Genomic DNA, 16,954 nt, shown 5'->3' with positions numbered 1-16,954 from the left:
CATGAGCCAGGCCAGCGCCTTCAAGGCGCCCACCGCTCAAACCGCGCCGCCACCGGCTCGGGAGCAGGCCTTGCGCCCGGAGGTCAATGAAGCCCATGTGCGCTTCGTCGGCCTCGGCAAGACCTACCCGGGCCAGGAGCAGCCGGCACTGCAAGGCATCGACCTGAACATCCGCCGCGGCGAGATCTTCGGCATTATCGGCCGCAGCGGCGCAGGCAAGTCGTCGCTGCTGCGCACCATCAACCGCCTGGAACAGCCCAGCCAGGGCCGGGTGCTGATCGACCAGGTGGACATCGCGCCGTTCGATGAAGACCGCCTGGTGGCGCTACGCCGGCGCATCGGCATGATCTTCCAGCACTTCAACTTGATGTCGGCCAAGACCGTGTGGCAGAACGTCGAACTGCCGCTGAAGGTGGCCGGCGTGCCCAAGGCCGAACGCCAGCGCAAAGTTCGCGAGCTGCTGGAGCTGGTTGGCCTGCAGGAAAAACACCACGTCTATCCGGCGCAACTGTCAGGCGGGCAAAAGCAGCGCGTCGGCATCGCCCGAGCGTTGGTGCATGCCCCTGAAATTCTTTTGTGCGACGAAGCCACCTCGGCGCTGGACCCGGAAACCACCGCGTCGATCCTCGAACTGCTGCGCGACATCAACCAGCGCCTGGGCCTGACGGTGGTGCTGATCACCCACGAGATGGCGGTGATCCGCGACATCTGCCACCGGGTGGTGGTGCTGGAGCGCGGCGAAGTGGTCGAACAGGGCGAAGTCTGGCGGGTGTTCGGTTCGCCACGGCATGAGGTCACCCGCACCCTGCTGGCGCCGTTGCAGGCCAAGCTGCCCGCGGCCTTGCAGGCAAGCCTGCGGGCCAGCCCGGCGGGCCGTGACAGCGCGGTGGTGCTGAAGCTGACGGTGCTCGGCGAACCGGCGCTGTCTGACCTGTTCACCGACCTCGGCGGGCGCGTGCGCCTGCTGCAGGGCGGTGTGGAAACCATCGGCGAACATGCCCTTGGGCAGTTGATCCTGTCGGTACAGGGTTCACCGCACGACACCCATCAACTGCTGGAACGCGCCCGCCGCTGGGCCGAAGACGTGGAGGTACTGGGCCATGTGGTTTGATCGCTTGCTCGAAGGTTTGCTCGACACCCTGCTCATGGTCGGCGTGTCGTCGCTGATCGCCCTGCTGGTGGGCGTGCCGATGGCGGTGCTGCTGGTGACCAGCGACAAGGGCGGCATCTTCGAGGCGCCCGTGTTGAACCGGGTGCTCGGCGCCTTCGTCAACCTGTTCCGTTCGATCCCGTTCCTGATCCTGATGGTCGCGCTGATCCCCTTCACCCGCCTGGTGGTCGGCACCACCTATGGCGTATGGGCTGCCGTGGTACCGCTGACCATCGCCGCCACGCCGTTTTTTGCCCGCATTGCCGAGGTGAGCCTGCGCGAGGTCGACCACGGCCTGGTGGAAGCCGCACAGGCCATGGGCTGCCGGCGCTGGCACATCGTCTGGCATGTGCTGCTGCCTGAAGCGCTGCCGGGGATCGTCGGTGGTTTCACCATTACCCTGGTGACCCTGATCAACTCCTCGGCCATGGCTGGGGCGATCGGTGCCGGTGGGCTTGGGGACATTGCCTACCGGTATGGGTACCAGCGCTTCGACAGCCAGATCATGCTGACCGTGATTGCCATGCTGGTGGCCTTGGTGGCGGTGATCCAGGTGGGAGGGGATCGCTTGGCGAAGGGCTTGAACAAGCGCTGAATGCTTCGCGGTTGAACCCGCTCACACAGGGCTCATCACTGCCATCAGGTCGAGTGACGTACCTGTGTGAGGGGTTTACCCGCGAATAGGCCTTCAGCCCCAGCGCAGTTCCTGAGCCGGCACCGGCCGCCCGAACCAATACCCCTGCCCCAACTCACACTGCTGTTCCAGCAGGAACCTGGCCTGTTCCGCCTGCTCGATGCCCTCGGCATGAACCTGCATGCCCATGCTCCGCGCCAGCGCGATGATCACCCGCACGATCGCGACGTCATCGTCATCCATTGGCAACCCGGCGACGAAGCCCTGGTCGATCTTCAGCTTCTGCACCGGCAGGCGCTTGAGCCGCAACAGTGACGAATAACCCGTGCCAAAGTCATCGATCGCCAGGTTAAGGCCCAGCTCGCGCAAGCGGTGCAACTGCTCCAGCGCCACTTCCGGGTCTTCCATCACCGCACTTTCGGTCACCTCCAGCTCCAGCAACGCGGGGTCCAGGCCGGTTTCGTGCAGCACCTCGGCCACCTGCCGGTACAGCTCCCGCTGGCCGAACAACCGGCTGGAGATGTTGACCGCAACGAAGGCCAGCTTGCGCCCGTCAGCCTGCCAGCGGACCATCTGCCGGCACGCCTCGCGCAGCACCCAGGCATCGATCTCGGCGATCAGCCCGGTACGCTCGGCGATAGGGATGAACTCGCTCGGCGGCACCAGGCCACGCTGCGGATGTTGCCAGCGCACCAGCGCCTCCACCCCAACCATTTTCGAGGTGAACAGGTCATACACCGGCTGGAAGAACACCCGCAGCTCATCCTGGGCCAGCGCATGGCGCAGCTCACCGGCCGTCTCCACCCGATGCTGGGCGTGGGCCGTCAGCTCTTCGGTATACAGTGCGTAGCACGCGCGGCCATTGTGCTTGGCCTTGAACAGCGCCGAGTCGGCGTTGCGCAGCAGCTGCTCGGCGCTCAGCGCATCGCTGGGGAACAAGCTGATGCCAACGCTGACACTGATGAACAGCCGATGCCCGTCGAACTCGAACGGTTCACGCATGCGTTCGATGATCGCCTGCGCCAACTTACCGGCCTGGCCAACTTGCTGGCAGTTCTCCGCCAGCACGCCAAACTCGTCGCCGCCCTGGCGCGCCAGGGTCACGCCATTGCCCAGTAATTCCCCCAGGCGCTCGCCCACCAGCTTGAGCAGTTGATCACCGATGGGGTGACCCAACCCGTCATTGATGCTTTGGAAATGGTCCAGGTCGAGCAGCAGCAAGGCGCAGCCACGCTTGTGAGCCTGTGCCGAGGCCAGCGCCTGCTCGACGCGGTCGTTGAACAGCAGGCGGTTGGGCAGCCCGGTGAGCGGGTCGTGGTGGGCCAGGTAGGCCAGTTCCTGCTCGGTATGCTTGATCGCGCTGATGTCGCTGAACACCGCCACGTAGTGGGTCAGCTCGCCGCTGTCGTCGCGAATGGCGCAAATGGTTTGCCATTGCGGGTAGATTTCGCCGCTTTTGCGCCGGTTCCAGATTTCCCCGCTCCACTCACCCTTCTCGGCGAGCGTGGCGTAGATCTGCTGATAGAACGGCACACCGTGACGGCCGGACTTGAACTTGCTCGGGCGCTGCCCGAGCACTTCGTCCTGCTGGTAACCGGTGATGCGCATGAAGGCGCGGTTGACGTGCACGATCAGGCCTTGGCGGTCGGTAACCAGCACGCCCTCCAGGGTACTGTCGAACACTGCTGCAGCCATGCGCAGGCGCTCGCGGTCCTCGCTGCGCAGGCGCGCGCCGATACCGATGAAATTGAGCAGGCGCGCGCGGGATACGAAGATCAGCACCGCACTGACCAGTACCCATAGCACCACATTGATCTGCCGACCCACGGTCAGCGCCAGGGGATCGTCGGACATACTGCGCAACACCCCCTCCGACAGCACCAGCCAGAGGATCGAGAGCACCACGTACAGCGCGGCCATGCGCAAGGCGTCGCGAACGGAAACAGACATGTCGGTGGGGATAGTCCATTAAAAAGAAAGGGGGATTATAAATGCTGAAACATGCCGTGACTGCCTAACTGAAAGGGTGACTGGTTTTATTTCCCCACCAAGGGATAATCATGCCCTTCCCCTGAATCTTCGAGGGTTCCAACACCTATGTGGTACAACGGTCTGCTCGACTTGTCGGCCTGGCAACTGGTTGGCGTCACCCTGCTGATGACTCACGTGACCATCGTCAGCGTCACCATCTACCTGCACCGCTACTCCGCCCACCGTGCGCTGGAGCTCAACGGCGCGCTCAAGCATTTTTTCCGCTTCTGGCTGTGGCTGACCACGGCGCAGAACACCCGCGAGTGGACGGCCGTACACCGCAAGCACCACGCCAAGTGCGAAACCCCGGACGACCCGCACAGCCCGGTACACAAGGGCTTGAGCACCGTGCTGCGTAAAGGTGCCGAGCTTTACCGTGAAGAGGCGCGCAACCCCGAGACCTTGCGTATCTACGGCAAGAACTGCCCCGATGACTGGATCGAGCGCAACCTCTATTCGCGCTACAAGCTGGGCGGTATCGTGCTGATGGCGGTGCTCGACCTGCTGCTGTTCGGCACCCTCGGCATCACCGTCTGGGCGGTGCAGATGATGTGGATTCCGTTCTGGGCCGCCGGTGTGGTCAACGGCCTGGGCCATGCGGTGGGCTACCGCAACTTCGAATGCCGCGACGCCGCCACCAACCTGGTGCCATGGGGCATCGTCATCGGTGGCGAAGAGCTGCACAACAACCACCACACCTACCCCAACTCGGCCAAGCTGTCGGTCAAGCGCTGGGAGTTCGACATGGGCTGGGCCTGGATACGCCTGTTGTGCCTGCTGCGCCTGGCCAAGGTGCAACGCGTGGCGCCCATCGCCCACCGCGTCGAAGGCAAGGCCAACCTGGACATGGACACCGCCATGGCCATCCTCAACAACCGTTTCCAGATCATGGCCCAGTACCGCAAGCTGGTGATCGGCCCATTGGTCAAGCAAGAGCTGGACAAGGTCGATGCCTCGGTACGCTACCGCTTCCGCCGCGCCAAGCGCCTGCTGTCGCGGGAAACCAGCCTGCTCGAAGACCGCCACCAGGTCCGCATCGAGTCGATGCTCGCCCACAGCCAGGCGCTGAAGACCATCTACGAGAAACGCCTTGCATTGCAGCAGATCTGGGCCCGTACCAGCGCCAATGGTCACGACATGCTCGCCGCCATGAAAGAGTGGGTGCACGAAGCCGAGGCCAGCGGTATTCATGCCCTTCACGACTTCGCCGCACAGCTGAAAACCTACTCCCTGCGCCCCACCAGCGCCTGACCACCGTTGATCGGCACGCCCTGCAATGGGGCGTGCCTGCTGGAACTTCCCTCCTGAAAATCGACTCTAAGCGGGCACATCGCATGCGTGGCGGGCCGGTCTGTGGCCGCACGCTCACTTGTCGAGATCCGCTCCGTGCACATGGCCAAGAACACCTATTCATCGCTGCCCGGCAACTCACCTCCCGAAGCCGCCCAGACCTTGCTGGCCTTGCTGCATGCCCAAGGCGAAGTGGCGCGCCTGAGCGAGCGTGAACAGCTCTACAGCTCGTTGCTCGACAGCGTCAATGCGGTGCTTTGGGCGTTCGACTGGGAAACCCGCCAGGTTCTTTATGTCAGCCCCGCCTACGAGCGCATCTTCGGCCGCCCGGCCAGCCTGGTGCTGGCCGACTTCAACGAATGGCGCGACAGCATCTACCCGGACGACCTGGAGTACGCCGAACACAGCCTGGCGCAGGTGCTGATCAAAGGCGCGGTCGAAGACCGTGAGTACCGCATCATCAATGCCAGCGGCGAGGTCCGCTGGCTGAGTGACAAGTGCTACATCAACCAGCAGCGCGAAGGCGATCGGGTGATCATCGTCGGCATTGCCGAGGACATCACTGAGAAGAAGCAGCTTGAAGGCGAGCTTCAGCGTTTGGCCACCACCGACGTGCTGACCCAAAGCAGCAACCGCCGGCACTTCTTCGAATGCGCCCAACAGGCCTTCGACAGCGCCCGCGAAGACGGCACCCCGCTGGCCTTCCTGCTGCTGGACATCGATGACTTCAAGCTGATCAACGACAGCTATGGCCACCAGGAAGGCGACCAGGTGCTGCAACGCATCGCCGACAGCGGCAAGGCCGTGCTACGGCGCGGTGATTTGTTCGGTCGCATTGGCGGCGAGGAATTCGCGGCCGTGTTCCCAGGCTGTAACGCGCAGGTTGCCGAGCAGATTGCCGAACGCCTACAACGTGAGATCCAGCGGCTGAGCTTCAGCCATGGGGCGCAGGTGTATGGCGTGACGGTAAGCCAGGGGCTGACGGGCCTGACTGACGAAGATGAATCGCTGGACAGCTTGTTCGCGCGGGCTGATGCGGCCATGTACCGGGCCAAGCGGCAGGGGAAGAATCAGATAGTCCGCGGCTGAACATGGGCTGCTAGGCAGCCCAAAAGCTCAAGTCGGGAGCTCTTCTTCAGGCGCCGGCGGCTCTTCATCCTTGATCTCGACGACTGCAGCTTTTGCCTCCTCCTTCGGCTTGACCTCGGGGTTCTCCACCTTGCGCAGCCGGCTCAACTCCGGCAGCCCTACCTTCAACAAGCGCGCAGTCTTGCTATTGGCGACCTTCTCCAACCCCTGATCCGCAGGTAAGCGCGCCAGCTGCCCCGCCAGGTTCATGGCCAGGATCTCCCGCGAGTACACCCCGCCCCCCAGCTGGTAGATGGCCGCGATGAGCTCGCGCAGGTTCAATGGCAAGCGCCAGCGGGTACGCAACGCCGAGCCGAATGCCGCACCGAACTCCTGGAGCGACGATTGCACCAGGCTTTCGTCCAGCTCCCCGCCGGCCAGCCGCCACTCCTGCAGGCTGCGCAACACCGCCAGGTCTCCCAGGCAGTGCAGCAACCCCGCGCAGTAACAACGCTCGGCATCCAGTTCGAGCATGCGCGCCAGGTTGCGGGCGTACTCGGCCGAGTGCAGCGACAGGTTCCAGAAATGCGCCGCTGGCTGTGCCAGCAGCGGGTCGCTCAGGCGCGCGCTGCGCTTGAGGGTCAAGCCGAGCATCAGGTTCATGCTCTGGGTGCTGCCGAGCTTGTTCAGCGCCTGCAGCAGCGTCTGCACCGGGGCCTCGCGGTGCAAGGACGCGCTGTTGGCAGCCGCAATCAGCACGGCGGTGACTTGCGGGTCGTTGCGCACTTCCTCTTCGAGCACCTTGAGGTTCAACCCTTGTGGGTTGAGGGCGCGCTTGATCGCCAGCTGCACATCGGCGAACAGTGGGCCACCGTCGGCGGTGGCCCGACGCTGCTCGAGAAAGGCCGGCAGGCTGGCACCTGGCTTCAGCGGCGGCACAGGGCAGGCTATCTGCTCACCGACGGCCAGCAGCAGCTCTTCCAGGCTCTTGCGCAGCTTGTCCATGTTCAGCGGCTTGCTCAGGTAAGCCGTGGGGCGCAACGGCAGTGCCTCGCGCACACTGGCGCTGTCACTGTGGGTACTGATGAGGATGAACGGAATGCCCGGGCCTTTGGCCCGCACCTTGCGCAACAGGTCGAGGCCATCGACGCCGGACAGCTCGCGGGCAGCGATGATCAGGTCAGGCTTGCTGGCCAATGCCGAGAGCGCCTGCGAGCCATCGGCGCACACCTGCAACCGCGCATCGCAGCGCACGCTGAGCAGCATTTCACGCAGCATGTCGCGTACCCAAGGGTCGCCTTCGGCAATCAGTACGCACGGTGGGGCGGGGTCTGCAGCGTTCATGGCCAACTCCTGAATATTCCTGACACGCAAATCCGTTGCAGCTTCCAAGGTAAGTCCTGCCACAACCATAGCGCCACAGGCCTTTGTTGGGCACAAAAAAAACCCGCCTAGGCGGGTTTTTTTATGAAGCGCGTCACATCAAGCGAGTTCAGCGAAGCACTCTTCGATGATGGCCAGGCCTTTGTCCAGCAGCGCGTCTTCGGCAGTCAGCGGTACCAGGATACGCAGGACGTTGCCGTAGGTGCCGCAGGACAGCAGGATCAGACCCTTGTCGCGCGCCTTCGCCACTACCTGGGCAACGGCGGCAGCGTTCGGGGTGTGGGTGCCTTTTTCGAAGACTTCCACAGCGATCATCGAGCCCATGCCGCGCACGTCGCCGATGATCGAGTGCTTTTCCTGGATCTGGCGCAGGCCAGCGGTCAGGCGCTCACCGACAGCCTTGCTGCGGTCCAGCAGTTTCTCTTCCTCGAACACCTGGATGACGGCCAGGGCCGCGGCGCAGGCGATCGGCGAACCGGCGTAGGTGCCGCCCAGGCCGCCAGGGGCGATGGCGTCCATGTACTCGGCCTTGCCGCATACACCGGCCAGTGGGAAGCCACCAGCGATGGATTTGGCGAAGGTGGTCAGGTCAGGCGCGACGCCCATCTGCTCCATGGCGAAGAAGGTGCCGGTACGGCCAGCGCCGGTCTGCACTTCGTCGGCGATCAGCAGGATGCCATGCTTGTCGCACAGCTCGCGCAGGCGCTTCATCAGCTCTTTCGGTGCTGGCAGGAAGCCGCCTTCGCCTTGTACTGGCTCGAGGATGATCGCGGCGATGTCACGCGGCTCGGCGTCGTTCTTGAAGATGCGCTCGATCGACGCGATGGCGTCGTCAACGCTGACACCGTGCAGTTCGCTCGGGAACAGGGCGCGGAAGATGCCGCCTGGCATCAGGCCCATGCCAGCGGAGTACGGCACGACCTTGCCGGTCAGGCCCAGGGTCATCATGGTACGGCCGTGGTAGCCGCCGGTGAAGGCGATCACGCCAGCGCGGCCAGTGGCGGCACGGGCGATCTTGATGGCGTTTTCAACGGCTTCGGAGCCGGAGGTGACCAGCAGGGTTTTCTTGTCGAAGTCGCCTGGGACCAGCTTGTTGATTTTTTCGCACAGCTCTACGTAGGGCTCGTAGGCCAGCACCTGGAAGCAGGTGTGGCTGACTTTGGTCAGCTGCTCTTGCACGGCTGCAACCACTTTCGGGTGCAGGTGGCCGGTGTTCAGTACTGCGATGCCGCCAGCGAAGTCGATCAGTTCGCGGCCTTCAACGTCGATCACGGTCGAGTTCTTCGCGCTTTCAACGAAGATCGGGTGGATCTGGCCAACGCCACGTGGGACGGCGGCGATACGACGTTGCATCAAGGATTCGTTGGTCTTGCTCATAATGCCCTCATTTGCGCCGATCAGCGGCGCTTTTATTCGGGGGTGGCTGGGTGCATTCGCGAACAGTATTCGTTGATCGACTGCCGTGAACGCCCTGGCCACCAGGTACTGCGATGTCAAAAAGGCCAGCGAGACGTCGCTCTCGCGCCCCGCTGGCAGAGGTAAAACCGTTACCGTGCGATCAGACGCTGATGCACAGGTATTTGATCTCGAGGTAGTCCTCGATACCGTACTTGGAACCTTCGCGACCCAAGCCCGAAGCCTTGATGCCGCCGAACGGCGCGACTTCGTTGGAGATCAGGCCGGTGTTGATGCCGACCATGCCGTATTCCAGGGCCTCGGCAACACGGAATACGCGGCTCATGTCACGGGCATAGAAGTACGAGGCCAGGCCGAACTCGGTGTCGTTGGACATGGCGATGACTTCGGCTTCGTCTTTGAAGCGGAACAGCGGCGCCAGTGGGCCGAAGGTCTCTTCCTTGGCGACAGCGGCGGTTTTCGGCACGTCGACCAGGATGGTGGGCTCGAAGAAGTTGCCTTCGATCACCTTGCCACCGGACAGCACCTTGGCGCCTTTGGAGACGGCGTCTTCGATGTGTTCCTGAACCTTGGCGACGGCTTTACCGTCGATCAGCGGGCCAGTGGTGGTGCCATCTTCCAGGCCGTTACCGATTTTCAGCTTGGCAACTGCAGCGGCCAGCTTCTCGGCGAACGCGTCGTAGACGCCGTCCTGCACGTAGATACGGTTGGCGCAGACGCAGGTCTGCCCGTTGTTGCGGTACTTGGAGATGATCGCGCCTTCGACCGCCTTGTCCAGGTCGGCATCGTCGAACACGATGAACGGGGCGTTACCACCCAGCTCCAGGGAAACCTTCTTGATGTCCTTGGCGCATTCCTGCATCAGCTGGCGACCGATTTCGGTCGAACCGGTGAAGGACAGTTTGCGTACCAGGGAGTTGCCGGTCAGCTCGCCGCCGACTTCGCCAGCGCTGCCGGTAACCACGCTCAGCACGCCCGCCGGGATGCCGGCACGGGTAGCCAGCTCGACCAGGGCCAGGGCGGAGTACGGGGTCTGCGAAGCAGGCTTGAGCACCATGGTGCAGCCAGCGGCCAGGGCCGGGCCGGCTTTACGGGTGATCATCGCGGCCGGGAAGTTCCACGGGGTGATGGCCGCAGTAACGCCGATCGGCTGCTTGATGACGATCAGGCGCTTGTCCGGCTGGTGGCCCGGAATGGTGTCACCATAAACGCGCTTGGCTTCTTCGGCGAACCACTCGATGAACGAGGCAGCGTAGGCGATTTCGCCTTTGGCTTCAGCCAGTGGCTTGCCTTGCTCGGTGGTCATCAGGCGAGCCAGGTCGTCCTGGTTTTCGATCATCAGTTCGAACCAGCGACGCAGCTTGTTCGAGCGCTCTTTGGCGGTCAGTGCACGCCAGGCCGGCAGGGCCTTGTCGGCAGCTTCGATGGCGCGGCGGGTTTCCGCGGTGCCCATTTTCGGCACGGTACCGATGACTTCACCTGTGGCCGGGTTGGTCACATTGATGGTCTGACCGTTGTCCGCATCCAGCCACTCACCGTTGATGAAGGCTTGCTGGCGGAACAACTGAGCGTCTTTGAGCTGCATGTCGGCTTCCCGAATTGTTGATTGTTGAAAAGCGCCCAAGGCAGGGCATCGAGCGTTTGAAATCTCAAACGAATGCTAAGCGGCTGCTGGGGTATAGGACAATAGGCTGTTCGAAAAAAAGAACGAATGGTTGAACACCCTGTCCGAAATCGCGCTGCTCACTTCGCGGGCTTGCCCGCGAAAGGCCCGGTACAGGTTAGACGAATGAACTGAAAGAAATGTGAAGGGAGGACCGACGGCCCTCCCGAAGGGAAACGCTCAGAAGGCCTTGGCCAGGTCGATCACCAGCGCCCGGTAGCCGACACTGCCTGGCTGGCGGCTATGCACCTTCAGTTCCACCAGTACCTCCTGGGTACCACGGCGCACTTCATTGAGCACCGTGGTAGTGAGTTTCTCGGGGGTGAGGAAATTCACTGAAGCGGAATAGATGAACTGGGTATCGGTTTCCGGGCGGTAGGCCACCACCGACGTCACCGGGCTGTACCACTCATCGCCGCGCGCCTTGCCGTATTCCCACACCTGCTCGACCGTGCCCTTTGCCTCGTCGATCTTGTACTCCACTGCACGGCTATAGTTGCCGCTGAGCTTGGTCGGTGCAAAATCACGCCCCCAGCCATTGTCGAACACGGTCAGCGTGCCTTTGCCGGTCAGCCAGGCAGTGTGCTGGGTCCAGGACCAGTCAAAGCCCGCGCCGGCAACGGGTGTGAGCACTTTGTCCTGCAGCCGCTGCGGCCACCCCTGCGGCGAGGCGAGAATCCACTTGACCGCCTTGTCACGGCCAATCTTCACAACGCCTTGATGGCGAGCTGAAACGATAATGCTGTCGTCATCGGCGTCGTAGTCGATCGCATTCACGTGCGCCCAGTTGCGCCCGGTGCCCACGCCCGGGGTGTCGCCGAACGGCAGGTTGCCTTCGGCCAACTCGTTGGCCAGCCGATCGTCCTGCTTCTGTACGCCAGCCGGCAGCGGGATAGCGGCCTTGCCCAGGGTTTCCAGCAGGTCGCCGCGATATGGGTCGAGGATCTGGTTCAAGTCCCAGAAGTCCAGCACGTCACCGGCCTCGTTGACCTCGATGATGTGGTCGCGGATCGAACGCACGCGCTTGCCATCCGGGCGGCGATAGTCGCTGGTGCCGACACGCAGCAGGTAGGTACCGTTGGCCGTCTCGCGGATCTCGTGGGAGAAGTCGGCGAACTTGTCCGGCAGGCTGCGCTGCCAGATACGCCGGCCCAGCAGGTCGTACTTGGAATAGGTCTGGCCTTGGCCCCAGATCAGCTTGCCGTCGCGGGTCTGCTGGAAGCCCATGGTGCCGCCCAGGCCGTCGCGGCGGTTGGAGTCGTGGATCTGCTCGATATCCAGGTACCAGCGCACGTCGCCGTTGCTGTCGGCAATCCAGTTGTTGCCAACTTGGTCCCACTCCGCCGCACCGCCCAGGCCATTCCATTTGAAGGCACGGCCACCGGGGATGTCACCCTGCAAATGGTTGAACAGGTACAGGCGATTTTCGAAGCCCGCCGCGACCTTGATCGGCTCCACCTCCGGCAACGCTGCAGTCTGTTTCGCCACCACCGGCAGGCGAACGGCCGGGGCATAGATCTGGTAGCGCTCGCGAATGCGCTCGCCGTCCAGCTTGTAGGTGACTTCCACCTGGTTGACGTAGTCCGGGTACAGCCCGAATACCGGGATGCCACCGTAGGTCCACAGCGAACGGTCGGATACGTCGTAGGCAATATCCACCCCGCGCTCACCGCGGCCCAGTACGCGCACATGGGCTGCACTTAAGGTGCGCCCTCCGTCGCGGATGATCGCGGTCAGCGGCGCCAGGCGGTACGGGTTGACCACGACATCGCCGAGCAACGCTTCATCACGCTCGGGGACCCTGGCAGTCAGGCAGGCGCCTTCAGGCAGTGCGGGGGTTTCGGTCTTGGCATTCATGGCAAAGCTCCTTGTGCTCAGAAGTCGTAACGGGCGGTGGCACCGAAGGTACGCGGGGTGCCGAGTACACCGGCATAACCACCATTGGCGGAATTCCACAGGCTGGTGAAATAGGTCTTGTCGCCGGCGTTCTTCACCCACAGCGACAGGTCAACAACGCCATCGCCCTGATCGAGGCGCACGCCAGCGGAAAGGTTGACCAGCGCATAACTGGGGATCTGGCCGAAATCGGAATCGTCGATGGTGCCGACCGCCTTGGAACGGAAGGCGTAGCTGGCAGTGACGTACGGCTCGACGTGCTCGGTCAGTTGCCACTGGTACTGGCCGTTGAGGTTGGCGATGTACTTGGAGGCGCCGACCACCTGGTGGCCGGACAAGTCGCAGGTGGCGGTGGCATTGGCCAGGCTCACTTCCGGCGGGCACGGTGCGTCGTCGTACTCGGTGTAGCGCACGTCGTTCCACGAGCCGTTGAAGTTGACGGTGAGGCCACGAAGCGGCAGCGCCGTCGCTTCGAATTCCAGGCCCCGTGAGCGCACGCGCCCGGCGTTGGCCAGGTACTGCACGCGGTTGACCTGGTCGTACACGTTGGCCTGGTAGCCATGCACCTCGGCCCAGAACAGGTTGGCGTTGAGCTGCAGGCGCTCGTCGAACAAGGTGCTCTTGAGGCCGACTTCGGCGTTATTGACCCGCTCGGTACCGACCAGCAGCGAATCGGTGCCCAGCCGTGGCGCCGCGCCGACGGTAAGGTTGACGCCGCCGGACTTCTCGCCATGGGTCAGGGTGGCATAGCCCAGCAGCTGTTCGTTGAAGCGGTAGCTCAAGCCGAGCAGGCCCGAGGGGCTGAAGCTGTACTGGTTGAGGTCACCCGAATCGTAGGCGCCCACCCTGCCCTGGCGCGCCGTGGCCGCAGCGCCAGTCACGGCCGCGCCGCCGCTTGGCGCATCACGGGTCACCCAGGCGCTCTTCTCTTCATAGGTGCCGCGGATGCCGGCGGTGAAGTCGAGGCGGTCGGTGACGTGCCAGGTGCCCTGGGCGAACAGCGCATAGCTGTCGGTATCGATGTGGCCGTCACCCAGGGTGTTGACGTTGTTCAGCGCGCCGGCCGGGGTGAGGTTCCAGATGTCAGCCTGTGGGCCGTAATAGGTGAAGGATTTATTGTCCAGGTCCTGCTTGAAGTAGTACGCACCCAGCACGTAGTCGAAGGCACCACCGGTGGGCGAGGCCAAGCGGATTTCCTGCGAGTACTGCTTGTCGCGCACCGACACCCCGGCACTGTGGAACACCGGCACGTCGAGGCCATCGTCGTTGCGCGGGGTGAAGTCCCACCAGCGGTAGGCGGTGATGGACGTCAGGGTGAAGTCGTTGGGCAGGGTCCAGTTGGCTTCTACCGAAGTACCGCCCTGGAACACCGTCACCTGCTGGTCGGCGTCGAAATTGACCTTGCGGTCCTTGCCCGATACCAGCGTGGCACCGGCCTGGGCGGCCAGGCTTTCATAGCGGTTGACGCCGTTGATGGTCGGCCCGGTGCTGTACAGGCTGAGGATGCCGTTGTTGGAGTCCTCTTCGTTGTACTCGCCGATCCAACGCAGGTTGAAGGTTTCGCTGGGCTGGAACAGCAGCTGGGTGCGAAAGCCCTGGCGTTTGCCACCGTTGAGGTCATCGCCGTTGTGAATGTTCTTCACATAGCCATCGTCCTCGGTGCGGTAGGCGCTGATGCGCCCGGCCAGGGTCTCGCTGATCGGCCCGGAGAAACTGCCTTGCGTCTGCAGGTAGCCGTCTTCGCCGATGGACTGCTGGATGCTGCCCTCGCGGTGGAAGGTCGGTTTGCGCGAGGTGATGTTCAGCACGCCGGCCGTGGTGTTCTTGCCGAACAGCGTGCCTTGCGGCCCGCGCAGCACTTCCAGTTGCTCGACATCGAGCAGGTCGAACACCGCCATGCCGGGGCGGCCGAGGTAGACGTTGTCGAGGTAGATACCGACGCTACCCTCCAGGCCATCGCTGGCCGGGTTGTTGCCCAGGCCACGAATCGAGATGCTCGACTGGCGGGCATGCACATAGGCCACGTTGGTGCTGGGCACCAGCTGTTGCAGGTCCTGCACGCGGTAGATGCGCTGGGTTTCCAGGGTCTCGCTGTTCAGCACGCTGATCGGCGTGGGCACGCTCTGCGCGGTTTCTTCCCGGCGGCGGGCATTGACGGTGACGGTGCCGAGCTTGGCCTCCTGCTCCACAGCAGGGCTGGTACTGACCGGCTCTTCGGCAAAGCTGCCATTGGCGGCTGCCAGCAGGACGCCAGCGGCCAAGGGTTGCAAGGTGAAACGCGACGCGCGCGCGGGCCAACGGGAAAGTCGGGACATGCAAATGCTCCTTGAGGCATTGGCCCTGGCGAGCATTTCCGTTAGCGGAACCGAATCGCGGTCAATCGGGCTTATATTCTTTTAAGTGATATAAATATGTTTAATTCATATTTTGTGGAATAAGTAACACCCTTTATAAGGGGGCTCACCCTCTTCATCAATTGCAATCGACCGAAAGTTTTCATGTAGAAAATGCATATCGACCTCCGCCAGCTCCGCCACTTCATCGCCCTTGTCGAGCACCGCAGTTTTGTCGCTGCGGCGGCTGCGGTGAACCTGTCGCAATCGGCCTTCAGCCGTAGCATCCAGACGCTGGAGCACAACATCGGTTGCCGCCTGGTCGATCGCGCCAGCAAGGAGCTCGCACCTACCCGCCAGGGCCTGATGGTGCTGGAGCATTCACGGCGGCTGGTGCATGGCGCGCATAACCTGGTCAACGAAATCCACCAGTTCAACGGCGCGACCACGGGCGTCGTGCGCTTCGGTTCCGGCCCTGCACCCGCAGGCGGTCTGGTGCCGCGGGCCGTGGCGCGCTTCGTTGCCGAGTACCCGGCGGCGCGCACGTGTTTTCAGGTGGATAACTGGCAAGCCTTGAACCGCAAGCTGGTTGCCGAGGAGATCGAGTTCTTCGTTGCCGACACCCGCCAGTTCGAGTCCGATCCGGATTACCACGTGCACAAGCTGGCACCGCAGCGTTGGCATTTTTGCTGCCGAGCCGGGCATCCGCTGACTGAACGCGCGCAGGTGAATGCACGGGATGTGTTCGATTACCCGCTGGCGACCACTTTCCGCCCACCGAACATCCGCAAGATCCTCAGCGACCTCAGCGGCAGGCAGGACTTTCTGCCGACGGTGGAATGCGAGCACGGCTATGCGCTGCTCAACGTGGTGATGCACTCGGACACCATCGGCATTGCCTGCAGCGCCAATCTGCGGCCGTATCAATCAGGCCTCGTGGCGCTGCAATTGGCAGACCTGGCACCGGAGCAGGAGGAGTCGTTCTATACCCGCTATGGGGTGGTGAGCCGCGTGGGGTATGGGTTGTCGCCGTTGGCGCAGGGGATGGTCAGGCAGTTGGTTGCCTGTGATGCCGATACCTGAGGGGCAAGCAAGGCTCTGGAAGCTGATCACACACCCTGTGGGAGCGGGCAAGCCCGACCCCACAGGGTTCTCCCTTAGCCTCAGCCTTTACGGGTTGTCCGGCTCAGTTGGCCATCCACGCCAACCGGCACCTCGCCAGCCAGTGTCACCCGGCGCACGATGCGCGGCTGGGTGCCGTAATCATCCACCGCATAATGCTGCGTCGCCCGGTTATCCCAGATCGCCACATCGCCCGCCTCCCAGCGCCAGCGTACGGTGTTTTCCAGGCGTGTCACATGCCCTTGCAGCACCGCGAAGAGGTGCTGCGAGTCGGACAGCGAATAGCCTTTGATGCGTTTGACGAAATGCCCCAGCTGCAACGCCCGCTCGCCGCTGATCGGGTGTACCCGCACCACAGGGTGCTCGGTCTCGTACACCGTCGAAGTGAACACCTTGCGGTAACGCTCGAGCTTGGCCGGGTCGACATCCGGCTTGAGGCTCGCGTAGTCGTATTCGTTGCTGTGCACCGCCCACAGTTTGTCGGCCAGCTCGCGCAAGGGCTCGGGCAGTTCCTGGTAAGCCGCGGCAGTATTGGCCCAAACGGTATCGCCACCCGAGGTCGGGGCGACCACACTGCGCAGGATCGAAGCCTTGGGGTAGGCATCGACGAAGGTCACGTCGGTGTGCCAGGAGTTGGCCCGCTGGCCTTCGGCGCCGTCGAGCTGCAGCAGGTAGCTGGTGCCGTCGACCACCGGCACGGTGGGGTGCGCGACCGGCTCACCCAGCAGCTTGGCGAAGCCTTCCTGGCTTTGGTCGTCCAGGTGGGCCTGGCCACGGAAGAAGATCACCTTGTGCTGCACCAGGGCAGCCTGGATCGCTTCGACCGTGGCGCCATCGAGGTCGGCGGACAGTTTAACCCCGCGAATTTCCGCACCGATGCGGCCGGCGACAGGGTGGATATCGAGTTCAAGGGCTTGCGGCGCGGTGGCCAGTGCGGCGTTGCTCATGGTCGTGGTCCTTGCGGTCAT

12 protein-coding genes are annotated in these 16,954 nt (G+C 63.3%); 5 read left to right on the top strand and 7 right to left on the bottom strand.

Annotated features, from left to right (window positions below; all coding sequences use genetic code 11):
- The first annotated feature begins 1 nt into the window (after position 1).
- Both ACIPIJ_RS16530 and ACIPIJ_RS16525 read left to right on the top strand, forming a co-directional pair.
- Positions 2-1,111 (top strand): methionine ABC transporter ATP-binding protein, encoded by a 1,110-nt coding sequence (locus ACIPIJ_RS16530; RefSeq protein ID WP_401078406.1) that lies wholly within the window; start codon positions 2-4, stop codon positions 1,109-1,111.
- A complete protein-coding gene (locus tag ACIPIJ_RS16525) occupies positions 1,101-1,745 on the top strand; it encodes a methionine ABC transporter permease (protein WP_401078403.1) in 645 nt (214 codons plus the stop codon). The genes ACIPIJ_RS16530 and ACIPIJ_RS16525 overlap by 11 nt, the downstream gene beginning before the upstream one ends.
- A 93-nt stretch (positions 1,746-1,838) precedes the next feature.
- Here ACIPIJ_RS16525 and dibA read toward each other — a convergent pair whose 3' ends face one another.
- Complete coding sequence (dibA, locus tag ACIPIJ_RS16520) at positions 1,839-3,734, bottom strand: phosphodiesterase DibA (protein WP_401078401.1); 1,896 nt, start codon at positions 3,732-3,734, stop codon at positions 1,839-1,841.
- A gap of 147 nt (positions 3,735-3,881) precedes the next feature.
- Between dibA and desA the strand changes: the two genes are divergently transcribed.
- Complete coding sequence (gene desA / locus ACIPIJ_RS16515; protein ID WP_401078399.1) at positions 3,882-5,066, top strand: delta-9 fatty acid desaturase DesA; 1,185 nt, start codon at positions 3,882-3,884, stop codon at positions 5,064-5,066.
- Between the two features lie 141 nt (positions 5,067-5,207).
- Entirely contained in the window at positions 5,208-6,194 is a 987-nt protein-coding gene (locus ACIPIJ_RS16510; RefSeq protein ID WP_401078966.1) for a GGDEF domain-containing protein, read from the top strand.
- 27 nt (positions 6,195-6,221) lie between these two features.
- Here ACIPIJ_RS16510 and ACIPIJ_RS16505 read toward each other — a convergent pair whose 3' ends face one another.
- From ACIPIJ_RS16505 to ACIPIJ_RS16485, 5 genes are all read right to left on the bottom strand, one after another.
- Positions 6,222-7,517: an HDOD domain-containing protein gene (locus tag ACIPIJ_RS16505; RefSeq protein ID WP_401078396.1), complete on the bottom strand. Its 1,296-nt coding sequence runs from the start codon at positions 7,515-7,517 to the stop codon at positions 6,222-6,224.
- Between the two features lie 138 nt (positions 7,518-7,655).
- Positions 7,656-8,933 (bottom strand): 4-aminobutyrate--2-oxoglutarate transaminase, encoded by a 1,278-nt coding sequence (gene gabT, locus ACIPIJ_RS16500; RefSeq protein WP_401078393.1) that lies wholly within the window; start codon positions 8,931-8,933, stop codon positions 7,656-7,658.
- A gap of 181 nt (positions 8,934-9,114) precedes the next feature.
- Positions 9,115-10,557: an NADP-dependent succinate-semialdehyde dehydrogenase gene (gabD, locus tag ACIPIJ_RS16495; RefSeq protein ID WP_401078392.1), complete on the bottom strand. Its 1,443-nt coding sequence runs from the start codon at positions 10,555-10,557 to the stop codon at positions 9,115-9,117.
- Positions 10,558-10,815: 258 nt separating this feature from the next.
- A complete protein-coding gene (locus tag ACIPIJ_RS16490) occupies positions 10,816-12,492 on the bottom strand; it encodes an aryl-sulfate sulfotransferase (protein WP_401078390.1) in 1,677 nt (558 codons plus the stop codon).
- 17 nt (positions 12,493-12,509) lie between these two features.
- Positions 12,510-14,846, bottom strand: coding sequence for a TonB-dependent receptor (locus ACIPIJ_RS16485; RefSeq protein WP_401078387.1), 2,337 nt, complete (start codon positions 14,844-14,846; stop codon positions 12,510-12,512).
- A gap of 192 nt (positions 14,847-15,038) precedes the next feature.
- Here ACIPIJ_RS16485 and ACIPIJ_RS16480 point away from each other — a divergent pair, with 192 nt between their 5' ends.
- A complete protein-coding gene (locus ACIPIJ_RS16480; RefSeq protein ID WP_401078385.1) occupies positions 15,039-15,947 on the top strand; it encodes a LysR family transcriptional regulator in 909 nt (302 codons plus the stop codon).
- Between the two features lie 80 nt (positions 15,948-16,027).
- Here the strand turns inward: ACIPIJ_RS16480 and ACIPIJ_RS16475 are convergent, their stop codons facing one another.
- The gene (locus ACIPIJ_RS16475) at positions 16,028-16,933 is read right to left on the bottom strand and encodes a TauD/TfdA dioxygenase family protein (RefSeq protein ID WP_401078382.1); all 906 of its coding nucleotides are present in this window, start codon (positions 16,931-16,933) and stop codon (positions 16,028-16,030) included.
- Positions 16,934-16,954 lie beyond the last annotated feature (21 nt).

The sequence above is a fragment of the Pseudomonas sp. NPDC087185 genome (genome assembly GCF_044744955.1).
In the GTDB taxonomy this organism is placed as follows: Bacteria; Pseudomonadota; Gammaproteobacteria; order Pseudomonadales; family Pseudomonadaceae; genus Aquipseudomonas.
Note: the sequence above shows the minus strand (reverse complement) of the source record. Positions and strands in the feature narration are given on the sequence as shown.